Origin of the sequence: Halorubrum sp. CBA1125, assembly GCF_009742825.1 — an archaeon.
Lineage (GTDB): Archaea > Halobacteriota > Halobacteria > Halobacteriales > Haloferacaceae > Halorubrum.
In genome coordinates this window covers 1-15,214 of the sequence record NZ_WPCE01000056.1, presented here as the reverse complement: position 1 = coordinate 15,214, position 15,214 = coordinate 1, and the positions used below count along the sequence as shown (strand labels likewise).

Sequence of the window (15,214 nt, the reverse complement as noted above, 5' to 3'; positions counted from 1 at the left end):
CGGCCGTGACGCCCGGGAACTCCGGATCCAGGTGGACGGGCGTCTCGCGGAGGTCGCTCGGCACCGCGAACGGCAGATCGAGGTCGCCGAACGTCGGAATCGGCTCGTCGACCGGAAAGCGCTCGCGCGGGAGCGTCGCCGTCGACTCCGGGATCGGAACGTACGCGAAGGAGCCGTCGGGGTACACCGGCCCACGGAACCCCGGTTCGTTCGTGTTGGCGGCGACGTTGACGGCGACGGCGCGCGGCATGGCAGGCGGCGGTCGCGAGGAGACGGGAATCGACCCGATCAGTCCGCCGTCGCGGCGGTCGGCTCGTGGTCGATCTCCGTCCCGAGGAGGTCCAAGAACTGCGCGATCCACTCGGGGTGGTCGGGCCACGCCTGCGCGGTGACGAGGTTGCCGTCGGTCGTCACCTCGTCGACCCACGCGCAGCCCGCGGCCTCGACTTCGGGCCTGACCGCGGGGTACGCGGTCATCTCGTACCCGTCCAGCACGCCCGCGGCCGCGAGGATCTGCGGGCCGTGGCAGATCGCGGCGACCGGCTTGTCGGCCTCGAAGAAGTGACGCACCGTGTCGAGCACCGCCTCGTACCCGCGGAGGTACTCGGGGGCGCGCCCGCCGGGGACGACCAGCGCGTCGTAGTCCGCGGGGTCCACCTCGTCGAGCCCGTGGGTGAGCGCGAAGTCGTGGCCGCGCGTCTCGAGGTACGTCTGGTCGCCGCGGAAGTCGTGGATCGCCGTCTTGACGCTGTCGTCTGCGCCCTTCTCCGGGCAGACCGCGTGGACCTCGTGGCCGACCGCCTGGAGCGCCTGGAACGGGACCATGATCTCGTAGTCCTCGCCGAAGTCGCCCACGATCATCAGGATCTGTTTTCCTGTCATATGTCTATCACTGCACGCCACTACGCGCCGCGGACAGATAACGATACTGGCGAGCGATACCACACGACGAACCAGCCCCATCTGACAGAGCGGTAGTGCTCGGACGGCCACTTACAGACGGTGTAGCGGCGGCGCGCCTGCGAGCGGTCGCCGGCGGCGACCGCGAGAAGCGCGCGAGGGAGTCGCTGGCGGCGGTCGCCGCCAGCGACGAGGCTGGGGAGGGGTGAGGGGCGGGTGCGTTCCCGCGAACGGAGTGAGCGGGAGTACGGAAGTCGCGGCGCCGAGCGGAGCGAGGCGACCGGCTTCCGGTAGTGCCGTTCGGGGTGGAGCTCAAAGGGGCAGCCGTGAGGGCGAAGTCCGGGGACGTAAGGACCACAGGCCGTGAACGAAGTGAACGGTCGAGGATCACAGCGAGCCGCGCGAGCCCTCACGGCTGGGGCTTTGTGAGTGTTCTCCACGGTGAGGGCGATGTATTACCGAACGATCCGGCCCCAATCCAGAGAAGCGTCCTCGTAGCACACGCGTCCTGAGAGTTAATTCGTCATTTCCGCTATGACATAAACCGGCGCGAGAAGAGCTCTATGATACCCTCGACGACGCCCGGGTAAGCGTCACGCCGAGCGGGGGAATTAAGCCCGTCGTCTCCACCCACTACGTAATGATCGGACAGCGGAACCGGTCGGCGACGCCGGTCGTGCTGCTCGTCGTCGCGCTTCTCGTGGCGGCCGTCGCGCCCGCCGGCGTCGCCGGCGTCGGCGATGTCGACGGTAGTCAGTCCGTCGCCGGGAGCGGCGTCACTGATTCCACCACGATCGACGCCGCCGACTCCGCCGCGATCGACGACCCTCGGGCGTCGAGGACTTTGGGCCGTCCGACCGCGACGCGATCGGCCCCGGGATCCACTCGGCGAACGGCACCGTCGAGGTGGTGGTTCGGTTCGAGGACGACGCCCAGTTCGGTCCGAACGCGGCCGGAGAGTCGGAGACGATATCGACCGACGAACTGAAGGCGAGCGCCGCGAGCGCGCAGGACGAGTTCGACCGGTTCGCGCGGTCGACGCCCGCGGTCACCGTCGAGCGGAGCTTCTGGATCGCGAACGCGATGCTCGTCACGGTCGACACCGACCGCGTCCCGGTCAACCGGCTGCTCGACGTGCGCGGCGTCGACCGCGTCCACGAGAACTTCGAGGTCGAACTCGACTCGGCCGCGGCCGCCGAAAGCGGCGCGACGGGGTCGGTCGGTAGCCCTGCCGCGGCGCGGGGCCCCGCGGCGGACACCGTTTCCACGACTGCGACGTCGACCAACGCGACCTACGGGGTCGAGATGGTGCGCGCGCCCGAGGTGTGGGAGACGTACGACACCCGCGGCGAGGGCGCCACGGTCGCCGTGTTGGATACGGGAATCGACCCAGACCATCCCGATTTGAACGTGAGCGGGTGGGCAGAGATCGATGAGAATGGTGACGTGATACAGAACGATGACGGGCCGTACGATCTGAACGGTCACGGTACCCACGTTGCCGGTACCGTAGCAGGGAGAAACACGAGCGGGACTGCGATTGGAGTCGCGCCAGAGGCGAAAGTACATGCGATCAAGGTCTTTCCCGAAGATAGCCGAAGCACGAGTTTCACTCGGGTCGTCGGTGGAATGGAGGCTGCACTCAACGAAAGCGTGGTCGGCGAGCAGGCAGACATCCTCCACATGAGTCTAGGGTCGGACGGATACTATGAGCAGATGATCGAACCGGTTCGAAACGCCAACGATGCCGGCGCGATCGTCATCGCATCCTCCGGGAACAAGGGAGATGGAACATCCAGTTCGCCAGGAAACGTCTACGATTCGCTCGCAGTTGGCGCCGTCGATGCTAATCAGGACGTTGCATCGATCTCCAGCGGTGAGACCGTCGACACTGACAGCGCTTGGGGAAGCGACGCCCCGAACGACTGGCCCGCCGAGTACATCGTGCCAGACGTGACGGCTCCAGGGGTGAACGTCTACTCGGCCGATCCGGGCGGAACCTACAGTGAAAAAGACGGCACCTCGATGGCGGCACCGCACGTCAGCGGCGTCGCGGCGCTGGTGATCTCGGCGACCTCGCGGGACGCCTCTGACGACGAACTTTACGATACACTGCGCGACACTGCGAACCATCCCGACGATGCCAGTGAACCGGATGATCGCTACGGAACTGGAATCGTAGACGGCTTCGAAGCCGTGACGTCGACGGATCCGTACTACGAGGTGACGAATCTCTCTGCCGCGACGATCGTGGAGCAAAACGCGACGCTCGATGCGACGGCGAACGTGACGAACCCGGATCCGATACCGGGCGAGAACCGCACCGTCGAACTCCGCCTCGTGAACCCCGACGACGGGACCAACGTGACCCTCGACGAGACGAACGTGTCGCTCGGGGCGGGCAACACCACGACGGTGGCGCTGAACGGGACGGTTCCCGACGGCTTCCCGACCGGAGAGATGGAGATCGCGGTCGCCTCGCCCGAAGACGACGCCACCGCCTCGATCCGGGTCGCGGAGGCGGTGGGGACGGTGAACGGGACGGTAACGGACGCGGAGACGGACGCGACGCTCTCCGGAGTCGACGTGACCGTCCGGAACGGCACCGAGGCGGTGGGCGCGACGGCGACCGGCAGCGACGGGACCTACGCCGTCGACGTGCCGGCCACCACCCTGAACGTCACCGCCAGCAACGCGACTTACCGTCCGGAGAACACCTCGGTGACGCTGACCGGGTCCGGAGACGTGGCGACCGCGGACTTCGCGCTGACGCTCCGGAACGGGACGCTCGCGGGCGACGTGACCGCGAGCGACGGGCTCGGCGCGCCGGGGAACGCGACCGTGACCGTCGCCAACGAGACGAACGACACCGTCGCCGCGGTCGACGCCGGCGCCGACGGGGCGTACGCGGTCGACCTCCGACCCGGAACCTACGACGTCACCGCGGACGCGTCCGACTTCGCGTCGACGAACGTGACGGGCGTCGCCGTCGAGCCGAACGCGACGACCGACCCGAACCTCGAACTCGTCCCGCTCCCCGCGGCGCTGTCCGGCACGGTGACGAACATGACCGACGGGGAGCCGATCGCGGACGCCTCGGTGAGCGCGACCCGAACCGGGGGCGGAACGCTGTCGAACGAGACGGACGCGAACGGGAGCTACGCGTTCACCGCGGCGGACCGCGGCGAGTACGTGCTGACGGTCGGCGCCGACGGCTACGCCGACGCGACGCGAACGGTCGACCTCCCGGCCAACGGGAGCGTCGAGGCGGACGTCTCGCTGAAGCCCCGTGCGGTCTTCACGATCACGGACGCCGCCGGTCCCGGAGAAGTCGAGCGGGGAACGTCCGGTTCGTTCGACGTCTCGCTGCGCAACGACGGACGCGCCGCCGGCGACGCGACCGTCTCGTTCGCGGTGGACCCGGCGGGGAGCGCCGACCAGGTGACCGTCTCGGACGTCGACGTCGGTACCACCGAAACGGCGTCGGCCGCCGTCGCGATCCCCGCCGACGCGGAGACGGGCACGTACCAGCTGACCGCGACGACCGCGGACGATTCCCAGTCGACCTCGTTCGAGGTGACCGAGGCCAGCACGGGCGAGAACGGAGGGGATACGACGAGCGATCCCGGCGGCGGAGGTGGCGGTGGTGGAGGTGGCGGAGGCGGAGGTGGAGGTGGGCCCATCGCTTCCGCGACCGACGAGGAGACGACGGAGAACGCGACGGCCGACAACGCGACGACGGAGAACGCGACAGGCGACGAGGGTGCGCCCGTCAACGAAGAGACGGCCGACGAGGACGCGTCCGCCGACGCGGACGATGGAGCCGAGGACGGAGACGACGACGCGGACGGTGATCTCGACACTGGCACGACTGACGGCGACGATGCCGGCGGTGATGGCTCCGGGAGCGATGGCGGAACCGGGGGAGACGAGTCCACCGAAGACGACGGGGGGACCGAGAGCGGCGTCCCCGGATTCGGCGTTCCGGCCGGCGTGGCTGCGCTCCTCGCCGTGCTCCTGCTGGGTCGGAGACGCCGCAACGACGGGTGACTCCGGCGGAGCGCGATCCCGATTTCGCCGGCGACCGAGGGTGGTCGAGAAGAGCGGGTGGACGACGGCGGAGCCGATGTCGATAGGCGCCTTGAGCCTACAGCTCGCCCAGCTTCCGGAGCAGCTGGCCGCGGTACTCCTCGTCGGCGTTGACGCCCTTGATCTCGAGCACGTTGCGCTCGAGCTTGTCGAGCGCGACGTGGAAGGCGTGCTCGGCGCCGTAGCCCTCGCCGGAGCCGCCGACCTGTCCCTCGTTGGTCCGAAGGCGGATCTGACACTGGATCAGGGGCGTGCCGCGAAGTTTCTCTTTGTGCGCGTGGAACCGGACGTGCGCGTGGATGACGTGCATCGCGGCGTACTTGTCCGCGACCTGTTCGATCGACTCGACGATGTGCCCGCGCGTGGTCGTGTCGAGGAGGTCGACGTTGGTGATCTGGACGTCCATCGAGTCCTCCTCGGTGAACGTGAGCGCGCGCAGCACGTCGGTCTTGGTCACGATCCCCGCGACGGTGTCGGAACCGTCCGGGGTGACGACGAGCCCGGAGACCTCGTTGTCGAACATCCGCTCGACGGCGGCCCGGACCGTCTCGTCGGCGGTCGTGGTGACGACCGGACTCGACATGATGTCGTAGACGGGGATGTCGAGCATCCGGTCGATGTCGCCGGCGCGGTCGCCGCTGCCCTGTCGCTCCTGGTCGCGGACGACGAACTCGACGATGTCGTTGGTGGTGACGACGCCGACGAGCGTCCCGTCGTCGTCGAGGGCGGGCAGCCGGGAGACGCCGTTCTCGCGGAGGCGGTTGATCGCTCGCCCGACGCTGTCCGTCTCCCCGATCCCGACCACTTCCTCGGTCGCGATCTGCTCGACGGTGATCGCGTCGAGGCTGTCGACGACGGCTTCGAGGATCTGGTCGACCGTGACGATCCCGTAGAGCTTCTCGCCCTCGTAGACGGGTGCGATCTTCACGTCGCCCTCGACGAGGAGTCGCGCGGTCTCGCGGACGTCCTCGGTGCGGTCGACCGAGGGGGCCGACTTCATCACGGCCGACACCTTGGTGTCGTCCTCCATGCGGGACCGGAGGAGCTGCTTCTCGCCGACGACGCCGGCGTATTCGCCGTCTTCGGTGACCACGATCCCCTTCGGGTTCTCCCGCTCGAAGATGGATCTGACCTTGGCGAGCCGCTCGTCGACGTCGACCTCGACGTACTCCGGCGCCGCGATATTAGCGATATTCATGGGCGTGCTGAAGATTTGGCGGGCCGGGTATTGAAAGTGCGGGAGTCGTCTCTCCCCGTGCGGACTCCACGCATGGGGCGTCCCGGCACGTCTCGTGGACCCCGTCGGGTACTCTCGTGGACCCCGTCGGCTCGGACGCGTGGATGTCGAACGCGCGCTCGGAGGCACGATCGGTGAAACCTTTTTCTCGGTTACCGACGGAGGTAGCGGTGTGTACGACGCCGTCGTCTTCGACAACGACGGAGTGCTGGTCGGACGGACCCCCTTCGACACGCTCCGCGAGGCCGCGTGGGACGCGTTCGTGAGCCTCGGCGTCGAGGATCCCGATTTGGCCCACGTCGACGACGTCGCGGTCGGTGTCGACCCGGCGACGCTGACGGACATCTGCGAGCGCTACGGGGTCGACCCGGTCGAGTTCTGGCGCGTCCGCGACGAGACCGCGTCGACCGCGCAGGTCGACGCGGCGCGGAAGGGCCAGAAGACCCCCTACGACGACGTAGACGCGATACGTCACCTCGACGCCGCGCTCGGCGTCGTCTCCTCGAACCAGCAGGCGACCGTCGACGCCCTCCTCGACCACTTCGGGCTCGCCGGCCGATTCGAGGTCGCGTACGGCCGCGAGCCCTCGATCGCCAGCCTCTCGCGGAAGAAACCGTCCCCGTACTACATCGAGCGCGCCCTCGAGGACCTCGGCGCCGACACCGCCCTGTTCGTCGGCGACAACGAGTCCGACGTCCGCGCGGCCGACAACGCCGGAATCGACTCGGCGTTCGTCCGCCGGCCGCACCGCCGCTCGACCGAACTCACCTGTCAGCCGACCTACGAGATCGACGACCTCCACGACCTCGTCGGTATCTGCGGACGAGCCCCGACGGAGGGCGACGACGGGATCTGAGGCCGGTCCACCCGATCGGAGCGCTCGGCGACCGCAACCGTGATGCGGCGGGCGACCGAGCCTCCCCCCATGTCCCCGCCCTCCACGTCGCCGTCCGCCACGGACTCCGACCCCGTCAACGCGCGATCGGACGTCCGGCGGATCGTCCGGCGGTATCACCGACTCGAACGCGCCACCTCCTGGACCGTCGCCCTCTCGGCGGGGGGAGCGTTCCTCGTGACCTACGGGGCGCTCTCGCTGTGGCCGGCCCTCGGGGTCGCGGGCGCGCTCGTCGTCGCGACCCGGCTGCCGGCCTTCAGGCGCCGCGGCACGACCAGGCTCCGCACCGAGGCGGCACCCGAGACCGTGCGGGCGGCGTTCGCCGGCCCGGAACCCCCGATCCTCGCGTTCCAGTGGGGGATCGCGGACGAGGTGGTGCCGACCGACGACGGGACGGCCGCGACCTACGAGTTCTCGTACCTGTTCGGACTCCGGAACGTCTCTATCGACCTCGACGTCGACGTGACCGACGCGTCCGGGACGAACGGGCCGAACGGTTTGGACGATTCAGACGAATCGGATAGTTCGGACGTACCGGGCGACGTAGTCGCGATCGTCGACATCGAGGGCACCGCGAACGACCGGTCCTGGGGCGCGTACACGGCCACGATCCGCGACGTCGGCGGGGCGGAATCGGCAGCCGAGACGGTCGTCGACGTCGAGTTGCATCCGACCCGTCGGTTCGATCTCGGGCGGCTACCGCAGGGACTGATCGCCGATCGTTACTACGAGGACGCCCTCGCCGCGCAGGGGTACGAGGTCGTCGATCGGTCCGTCTCGCTCACGGTGCTTTGAGCGGCCGTGGGGGAACGGTCGGCCGTGAGGGGAGCGACGGAGGTCACGCGACGAGTTCGGTCTTCGGCGCGTCGACGACGGTCCGCGAGACGGCCTCGTGGCCGTCTACCCCGCGGAGGTCCACTCCGCGGAGCCGGAGTGCGATCGCGGCGTCGGCGCGCTCTGCGTCGGCGCGCGGCCGGATCCTCGTCTCGACGCGATCGCCGGCGGCGTCGTCGGCCGTGATGCCCGCGTCGCTCGTCTCGCCGACGACGGCGTCGCCGCTCGCGTCGGCGCCGTCGCCACCGAACCACCCGCCACCGGATCCCTCGTCGCCGAACCAACCGTCGCCGAACCAGCCGTCGCCGAACCAACCGTCGTCGGTCTCCTCGCGGTGAACCACGACGAGTTCGTCGTCGTCGAACGCGACGTGCTCGACGGTCCGCAGGGAGATCGTCGTCTCGCGGTTCCGTACCGCCGACGCGGCGATGCTTCCGATCGCGGTCAGGAGACCGAGCGTCGCTAAGGTGAACTCCGGGTCGCCGCCGTCGCCCCAGAGCTGGACGACGACGCCGAGGACGGCGAACACGACCGTGACGAGAGACCAGTCCGCGGCGGCGAACACCGGCGGAACCCTCCCCGCGGCAATCGTCCGGAGATTGCCGACGGCCCGGGAGACCAACCCACGCCGTATCTGGATCGCGTCCGGGGCGACCTGCACGGTGCCGCGGACCGTCGCGAACGACCACGTGCCGGTGTGAGTCATCGATCGCGTGGACGGGGCGACGTGAGGGGACGCGAACGCTGGCTGGACCGCTGGCGTCGGTCGACACGCGGGCGACGGAGCAGAGTCGGTCGAACCGTGTCGGCGCCGACGAAGGGTCGGCAGGAGGGGATGAACGGGGACATTGACGGCTGGATACTCGCGGGGCGGCGGCTTAAAATCACCCACGCACGCACGACACCGTCCGCGGACCGCGACAGTGTCCGTGACGGCAGTCAGCGATCCGTGACGGGGGTCGACGATTCGGGACGGCGGTCGACGATCCGGGACGGCGGTCGGCGACCGCTGTCGACGTCGCCGAGGCGCACTGGACACCCCCGTCGAACGATCGCCCGGGAAGCAGACCCGTTTCGGCGAAGTGTCGCGCGGAACGATGCCACGTTCGTGTATAGATGACTACCGTCTACAGCGAAGATGACCACGATCCCGCGTCGTTTTTATGCTCCCTCCGTCTCGGTCCGATATGACCCGGACTATCGACGGGAACGCCGTCGCCGCCGACGTGCGCGACGACGTCGCCGAGTGCGTCGCGACGCTCGAGGCCGCCGGCGTGACGCCGGGGCTCGCCACCGTGCTGATGAGCGAAGACCCCGCGAGCGAGACGTACGTCTCGATGAAACAGCGCGACTGCGAGGAGGTCGGCATCGAGGGAATCGACGTCGAACTCGACGCAGACGCGCCGGCCGCGGAGCTGTTCGAGACGATCGACGACCTCAACGCCCGCGAGGACGTCCACGGAATCCTCGTCCAACTGCCCGTCCCCGACCACGTCGACAAGCGGCGCGTCCTCCGGCGGATAGCGCCCGAGAAGGACGTCGACGGCTTCCACCCAGAGAACGTCGGGCGGCTCGTCGCCGGCGACGCCCGGTTCAAACCCTGTACGCCACACGGCGTGCAGAAACTCCTCGAGGCGTACGACGTCGAGACCGAGGGCGCCGACGCGGTCGTCGTCGGCCGGTCGGACATCGTGGGGAAGCCGATGGCGAACCTCCTGATACAGAAGTCGCCCGTCGGTAACGCGACCACGACCGTCTGTCACTCCCGGACCGAGGATCTGGCGGGAAAACTCGCCGACGCGGACATCGTGATCGCCGCCGCCGGCATGCCCGAGTTCATCGACGGCTCGATGCTGAAGCCGGGTGCGACCGTGATCGACGTGGGAATAAACCGCGTCGACGCCGACACCGAGAAGGGGTACGCGCTCGTCGGCGACGTCGACTACGAGTCCGCGAGCGAGGTCGCCGGCGCGATCACGCCGGTCCCCGGGGGCGTCGGGCCGATGACCCGCGCGATGCTCCTGTACAACACCGTGCAGGCGGCGAGCCTGCAACACGACGTCGAGATCGACCTCTGAATCGCTGACCGACGCGACTGCCGTCAGGCGCCGCCTGTCTCTTCGGCGTCGGCGTCTTCGCCGTCGGCGCCTGGATCGTCTCTACCGTCCCGTTCATCACCGGTTCGCTCGTCACCGTCGCCGTCGCTCTCGTCGTCGCGTGCGCCGTCTCTGTCTGCGTCGTTTTCGTCCCCTTCGCCGCCGTCACCGTCGCTGTCCGGCGCTTCGGCTCCCGCTGTCGACTCTCCCGCGTCGACCGCCGAATCGGCGCCCGTCTCCGGTGGTTCGGTCGGATCCGCCGGCTCGAACCCGGCCGTCTCCAGGTCGGCCTCGACGTCGTCCCGCGGGTCGTGTCCCCGCTCGCGGAGGACCGCCGCGACGGCCTCGCGGTCGACGGTCCCCGAGACGGTGCGCGGCAGTGATCCGACGTACGCGATCGTCTTCGGGATCTTGAACCCGGCGAGCCGCTCGCGGGCGAACGCGACGAGCGCCTGCTCGTTTACGGGTGGACCGTCCGATCGACCGACGTCTTCGTCCGCGTCGCTCGGGGCGTCACCGACCGCCACGAGCGCCGAGACGCGCTCGCCCCACACGTCGTCGTCGAGCCCGACCACGGCGGCGTCCTCCACGCCGGGAAACCCCCGGAGCACGTCGGCGACCTCGCCCGGCTCGACGTTCTCGCCGCCGCTTATGATGCGGTCGTCGAGGCGGTTGAGGACGTACAGGTAGCCGTCCTCGTCGAGCCGCCCGACGTCGCCGGTGTGGAGCCCGTGCGGACCGAACGACGACCGGTCGAGGTCGCCCGACTGCCCGTCGAGGTAGCCCGGCGTCACGGTCGGACCGTCGACGACGATCTCGCCGGTCTCGTTCCGGTCGACGGGAGTGCCGTCGTCGTCGACGACGGCGACGTCCGTGCCGAAAAGCGGCCGTCCGACGGTGCCATGTCGGTCCCGCGTCTGCCGGGGCGTGGCGGTGGCGATCTGCGAGGCCGTCTCGGTCATCCCGTAGGTCGGGTACACCGGAATCGAGTAGTCGTGACAGCGCTCGATCAGCTCGTCCGGGGCGGGAGCGCCGCCGAGCAGCACCGCGCGGAGGGAGTCCGCGAGGGTTCCGCGGCTGTCGAGCATCCGTTCGAGCATCGTCGGCACGAGCGAGACGCCGGTGACGTCGTACGCGTCGATGTCGTCGGCGGCCCCGCCGGGGGCGAACCCCTCGCGGAGCACGAGCGTCGACCCGTACAGCACGGAGCGGTACACGGGGGCGAGCCCGCCCATGTGGTGTAACGAGAGACACACGAGCCAGCGGTCGTCGGCGTCGACGCCGAGCCGAAACCCGGACGCGACCGCGGAACTGTACACGTTGCCAGCGGTGAGCGGCACCGGCTTGGGCGTCCCCGTCGTCCCGGAGGTGAAGAGCACGCACAGGTGGTCCGTCTCGGACCACTCGGCCGGGTCGACCGGATCGGGCTCGACGTCGTGGACGCCCGTAACCGCCGGGTCGTCGGGCTCGTCGACGGAGAAGACGGGGACATCCGCGACCTCCGCGGCGCCGAGCGCGTCGCACTCGGTCGACTCGGCACAGACGACCGCCGAGAGGTCCGCACGGTCGATGCGCGCCGCGAGTTCGCGCTCGGTGAGGGTGTCGGCGAGCGGGACGAACGTCGCGCCGATCCGCATCGCCGCGTGAACCAGTCCGACGGTGCCGACGTACGGGGGCGTGAGGACGCCGATCCTGTCGCCGGCGGCGATTCCGTGCGCCACGAGCCGCCCGGCCGTCTCCGAGACGAGTCGGTCGAGAGCCGTGTACGTCCACGCCTCGCCGTCCTCGGCACGCACGAGCGCCGTGTCGTCCGGCGACGAGACGACGCGGTGTGACAGCCAGTCACGCATGGGGATCACCCGCGTGGCATCCGCGTGGACGGGTGCGGGCTACGCATCGTTCGACTCTGAGGACTGTCGCACGGTCAGTACCGGGACGTCCGCCGTCCGGACGACCCGCTCCGTGACGCTGCCGAGGAGGTACCGGTCGAGCCCCTTTCGGCCGTGCGTGCCCATCACGATCATGTCGACCGCGTGCTCGTCGACGTAGTCGCGGATCGACCGGTAGGCGGTGCCGGTCTCGATCGCCGTCACGCACTCGACGCCGGCGTCCGCGGCGGCGTCGGCGACGCGACGGGTCGCTTCCTCGCCCTCCGCTTCGAGCGCCTCGACGACGATCTCCGCGCCGGCCTCCAGGCTCGAGTACGCGCTCCCGTCGATGACGTAGAGCGCGTGGAGACGGGCGTCGTACTGGTTCGCGAGGTCGATCGCGTGGTCGATCGCGGCGTCGGACGCGGGACTACCGTCGGTCGGGACGAGGATCTCCGAGTACATCTCGTCGGGGCGTACGCCGGTATCGATTAAAAACCCGATCACCGTTCTCGAACCGACCGGCGACCGAACTGACTGACGACACGATTCGAGCGGTGATCGACCCGTGGCGACGCGGAACCCGGTCGCTCCTACCGGAAGCCCATCGCCTCGATCTGCTCCTGGTAGCGGTTGCGGATGGTGACCTCGGTGACCTGGGCGACGTCGGCGACCTCGCGTTGGGTCTTCTTCTCGTTACAGAGGAGCGAGGCGGCGTAGATCGCGGCCGCGGCGAACCCGGTCGGAGACTTCCCAGAGAGCAGCCCCTGTTCGGCGGAGACGTCGATGATCTCGGTCGCCTTCGACTGCACCTCCTCGGAGAGCTGTAGCGACGACGCGAACCGCGGGACGAACTGCTTGGGGTCGACCGGCTTCAGCTCTAAGCCGAGTTCTTGGGAGATGTACCGGTAGGTGCGTCCGATCTCCTTTTGTGGCACTCGCGACACGTCGGCGACCTCGTCGAGCGAGCGCGGGATTCCCTCCTGCCGACAGGCGGCGTAGAGGGCGGCGGTGGAGACGCCCTCGATCGATCGGCCGCGGATGAGGTCTTCGCTGAGCGCGCGTCGGTAGATGACGGACGCGACCTCGCGAACGGACCGGGGGACGCCCAGCGCGCTGGCCATGCGGTCGATCTCCGAGAGCGCGAACTGGAGGTTGCGCTCGCCCGCGTCCTTGGTTCTGATTCGCTCCTGCCACTTGCGAAGCCGGTGCATCTGCGACCGCTTCTCCGAGGAGAGCGACCGCCCGTACGCGTCCTTGTCCTTCCAGTCGATCGTCGTCGTCAGCCCCTTGTCGTGCATCGTCTCGGTGATCGGGGCCCCCACGCGCGACTTCGACTGCCGCTCCGAGTGGTTGAACGCGCGCCACTCCGGGCCGCGGTCGAGGTTGCGCTCGTCCAGTACCAGGCCGCAGTCCTCACAGACGAGTTCCTGGTCGGCGTCGGTGACGATCTCCGTCGAGTCGCACTCCGGACAGGCGAGCGTCTCCGCGTCCGATTCCCGCTCGGTGTCCTGCTCCCGTTGGCGCTGGCGGCTCGGACGTTCCATTATAAGGCTTCTGGTCACTGCCACAGTTAAACCTTTGTTCCGGGTATCGACCGAGTTCGGCCGTCGTCGATTCGGCGGACCGGTCGAGACGAGGGCGTTCGAGCACGCTATCCGAAGGATTCGACGAGACGCGGCACGAATATCAGCGCGACCGTCCGCGGATTCGACGCGATGCCGAACACGTAACGTGACCGCCGGAGCCGGTCGGGGCGACGGACGCTCGGACCGCTGCACCCGATATATTACTATTAAACATTTACAAACAATTATGTATTACCATCGTATATGTACCCGTATGTGCACGACGCGACCAGACGGGGACGGGGCGGTGTCTGCGCCGACGAAGCGTGCCCGATGCGAGCGGTTCGCGCTCGCCCGGGCCGACCGCGACGGCACCACGTGAGCATGGCGACGAAGCGATCGCTCGCGACCAAACTCGGTGTGGTCGCGGGCTTCGAGAACCCCCGCGCTGCGCTCGAACAGTACCCCACGCCGCCGGATCTGGCGGCGCACGTCGTCCACCTCGCCGACCTCCACGGCGACATCGACGGCAAGACGGTCGCCGACCTCGGCGCCGGGACGGGGATGCTCGCGCTCGCGGCGGCGCTCCGCGGTCCCGCCCGGGTGATCGGTATCGAACTCGACCGCGACGCGCTGACGACCGCGGCCGGGAACGAGCGCCGGGTCGCGGCCAGCGCGCCCGTCCACTGGATCCAGGGGGACGCTACGCGGCTCCCGTTCGACGCTCCCGACCCCGTGACGGTGGTGATGAATCCGCCGTTCGGCGCGCAGGACGGGAACCGCAACGCCGACCGCGAGTTCCTCGCCGCCGCGAGCCGGATCGCCGCCGTCTCGTACTCGGTCCACAACGCCGGCAGCCGGGAGTTCGTCGAGGCGTTCGCGGCCGACAACGGCGGCGAGGTGACCCACGCGTTCGCGGCCGAGCTCGCGGTCGACGCGCAGTTCGACCACCACACCGAGGAGACGCGCGACCTCGACGTGGAGATCTACCGGATCGAGTGGACGTGACTCGCAGGTCGGCCGCCGGCTACTGCCGTCCCTCGTACCGTTCTCGTTCGGCGATCCGAACTCGCGTTTCCCCCCGCTCGGCGAACACCGCCTGCGTGTCACCGGGGAAGTCGGGCGCCGCGACGTCCTCCCGCACGAACGTGACGCCACGGAGCGTCACCGACTCGTTGGCGGCCGGCAGCGGCGCGGTCGCGTTCGACCCCTCGTGTTCGACCCGGAGTTCGAATCCCCCTTCGACCGCAGCGACGGTGACGTTCCGACCGTCGATCTGCGGCTCGGCGCGGGCAGGCTCGCTCGTGAAAAGCGTCGTGCGGGTCTCGTTGCGCACCGCGTCCACCCGGTAAGCCGGGCCGCCGTTCGCCGCCACCCAGCCGACCCGCTGGACCCAGACGGTCTCGCGCCAGCCGGTTCCGCCGACGTCGACCGCGCGGTACCCCCAGAACGCGAGGTTCCCCCGCGAGACCGCCGTCGTCCAGATCTCCCGGTCCGGGTTCGCGACGATCACCCCGGAGGTGTTCACCGACGTCGACCGCCCGAACGCCTCGACGTCGACGACGTTCACGACCTGGTTCTCGACGTTCTCGGCGTAGGTCACCTGGTACCCCTCGACCTCGATCGGGTCGCCCGGGAGGTCGGCGTCGTCGACGGGTGACGAGATTCGGGACGACGCCCGGGCCGCGACGGTACCAAGCGCCGCCACGAGCAACAGGAACCCGACG

General features: G+C 69.2%; 12 protein-coding genes and 2 pseudogenes. 6 read left to right on the top strand and 8 right to left on the bottom strand.

Annotated features, from left to right (window positions below; translation table 11 throughout):
* A pseudogene (locus GJ633_RS07300) lies at positions 1-250 on the bottom strand (hypothetical protein); the annotation flags it as partial.
* Positions 251-288: 38 nt separating this feature from the next.
* Positions 289-882 (bottom strand): DJ-1/PfpI family protein, encoded by a 594-nt coding sequence (locus GJ633_RS07295; protein ID WP_156588286.1) that lies wholly within the window; start codon positions 880-882, stop codon positions 289-291.
* A 658-nt stretch (positions 883-1,540) separates the two neighbouring features.
* On the opposite strand from GJ633_RS07295, the gene GJ633_RS17095 reads away from it, so the two are divergent.
* The gene (locus GJ633_RS17095) at positions 1,541-1,888 is read left to right on the top strand and encodes a hypothetical protein (protein WP_197431279.1); all 348 of its coding nucleotides are present in this window, start codon (positions 1,541-1,543) and stop codon (positions 1,886-1,888) included.
* Positions 1,810-4,950 (top strand): S8 family serine peptidase, encoded by a 3,141-nt coding sequence (locus GJ633_RS07290; protein ID WP_156588285.1) that lies wholly within the window; start codon positions 1,810-1,812, stop codon positions 4,948-4,950. Before GJ633_RS17095 ends, GJ633_RS07290 begins: the two co-directional genes overlap by 79 nt.
* A 97-nt stretch (positions 4,951-5,047) precedes the next feature.
* On the opposite strand, the gene GJ633_RS07285 is transcribed toward GJ633_RS07290, so the two are convergent.
* A complete protein-coding gene (locus GJ633_RS07285; protein ID WP_156588284.1) occupies positions 5,048-6,187 on the bottom strand; it encodes a CBS domain-containing protein in 1,140 nt (379 codons plus the stop codon).
* 211 nt (positions 6,188-6,398) lie between these two features.
* Between GJ633_RS07285 and GJ633_RS07280 the strand changes: the two genes are divergently transcribed.
* Positions 6,399-7,082 (top strand): HAD family hydrolase, encoded by a 684-nt coding sequence (locus GJ633_RS07280; RefSeq protein ID WP_321168956.1) that lies wholly within the window; start codon positions 6,399-6,401, stop codon positions 7,080-7,082.
* A gap of 69 nt (positions 7,083-7,151) precedes the next feature.
* The gene (locus tag GJ633_RS07275; protein WP_156588283.1) at positions 7,152-7,916 is read left to right on the top strand and encodes a hypothetical protein; all 765 of its coding nucleotides are present in this window, start codon (positions 7,152-7,154) and stop codon (positions 7,914-7,916) included.
* A 43-nt stretch (positions 7,917-7,959) separates the two neighbouring features.
* On the opposite strand, the gene GJ633_RS07270 is transcribed toward GJ633_RS07275, so the two are convergent.
* Complete coding sequence (locus GJ633_RS07270) at positions 7,960-8,661, bottom strand: hypothetical protein (RefSeq protein WP_156588282.1); 702 nt, start codon at positions 8,659-8,661, stop codon at positions 7,960-7,962.
* Between the two features lie 481 nt (positions 8,662-9,142).
* On the opposite strand from GJ633_RS07270, the gene GJ633_RS07265 reads away from it, so the two are divergent.
* A complete protein-coding gene (locus GJ633_RS07265; RefSeq protein ID WP_156588281.1) occupies positions 9,143-10,033 on the top strand; it encodes a bifunctional methylenetetrahydrofolate dehydrogenase/methenyltetrahydrofolate cyclohydrolase in 891 nt (296 codons plus the stop codon).
* 23 nt (positions 10,034-10,056) lie between these two features.
* Here the strand turns inward: GJ633_RS07265 and menE are convergent, their stop codons facing one another.
* The 3 genes from menE to GJ633_RS07250 all read right to left on the bottom strand — a co-directional run bounded on the left by menE (position 10,057) and on the right by GJ633_RS07250 (position 13,466).
* Positions 10,057-11,901: an o-succinylbenzoate--CoA ligase gene (gene menE / locus GJ633_RS07260; RefSeq protein WP_156588280.1), complete on the bottom strand. Its 1,845-nt coding sequence runs from the start codon at positions 11,899-11,901 to the stop codon at positions 10,057-10,059.
* A 39-nt stretch (positions 11,902-11,940) separates the two neighbouring features.
* Positions 11,941-12,384 (bottom strand): universal stress protein, encoded by a 444-nt coding sequence (locus GJ633_RS07255; RefSeq protein ID WP_156588279.1) that lies wholly within the window; start codon positions 12,382-12,384, stop codon positions 11,941-11,943.
* A 128-nt stretch (positions 12,385-12,512) separates the two neighbouring features.
* The gene (locus GJ633_RS07250; RefSeq protein WP_156588278.1) at positions 12,513-13,466 is read right to left on the bottom strand and encodes a transcription initiation factor IIB family protein; all 954 of its coding nucleotides are present in this window, start codon (positions 13,464-13,466) and stop codon (positions 12,513-12,515) included.
* A gap of 405 nt (positions 13,467-13,871) precedes the next feature.
* On the opposite strand from GJ633_RS07250, the gene GJ633_RS07245 reads away from it, so the two are divergent.
* Positions 13,872-14,495: an METTL5 family protein gene (locus GJ633_RS07245; protein WP_156588287.1), complete on the top strand. Its 624-nt coding sequence runs from the start codon at positions 13,872-13,874 to the stop codon at positions 14,493-14,495.
* A 19-nt stretch (positions 14,496-14,514) separates the two neighbouring features.
* On the opposite strand, the pseudogene GJ633_RS07240 reads toward GJ633_RS07245, so the two are convergent.
* Positions 14,515-15,214 (bottom strand): annotated as a pseudogene (locus GJ633_RS07240) (rhomboid family protein); the annotation flags it as partial.

Excerpts from the sequence above, each read along its gene's own strand:
- GJ633_RS07250 (WP_156588278.1), bottom strand. The coding sequence starts at position 13,466 with ATGGAACGTCCGAGCCGCCAGCGCCAACGGGAGCAGGACACCGAGCGG.
- GJ633_RS07255 (WP_156588279.1), bottom strand. The coding sequence starts at position 12,384 with ATGTACTCGGAGATCCTCGTCCCGACCGACGGTAGTCCCGCGTCCGAC.
- GJ633_RS07285 (WP_156588284.1), bottom strand. The coding sequence starts at position 6,187 with ATGAATATCGCTAATATCGCGGCGCCGGAGTACGTCGAGGTCGACGTC.
- GJ633_RS07295 (WP_156588286.1), bottom strand. The coding sequence starts at position 882 with ATGACAGGAAAACAGATCCTGATGATCGTGGGCGACTTCGGCGAGGAC.
- GJ633_RS07245 (WP_156588287.1), top strand. The coding sequence starts at position 13,872 with ATGGCGACGAAGCGATCGCTCGCGACCAAACTCGGTGTGGTCGCGGGC.
- GJ633_RS07270 (WP_156588282.1), bottom strand. The coding sequence starts at position 8,661 with ATGACTCACACCGGCACGTGGTCGTTCGCGACGGTCCGCGGCACCGTG.
- GJ633_RS07265 (WP_156588281.1), top strand. The coding sequence starts at position 9,143 with ATGACCCGGACTATCGACGGGAACGCCGTCGCCGCCGACGTGCGCGAC.
- GJ633_RS07275 (WP_156588283.1), top strand. The coding sequence starts at position 7,152 with ATGTCCCCGCCCTCCACGTCGCCGTCCGCCACGGACTCCGACCCCGTC.
- menE (WP_156588280.1), bottom strand. The coding sequence starts at position 11,901 with ATGCGTGACTGGCTGTCACACCGCGTCGTCTCGTCGCCGGACGACACG.
- GJ633_RS17095 (WP_197431279.1), top strand. The coding sequence starts at position 1,541 with ATGATCGGACAGCGGAACCGGTCGGCGACGCCGGTCGTGCTGCTCGTC.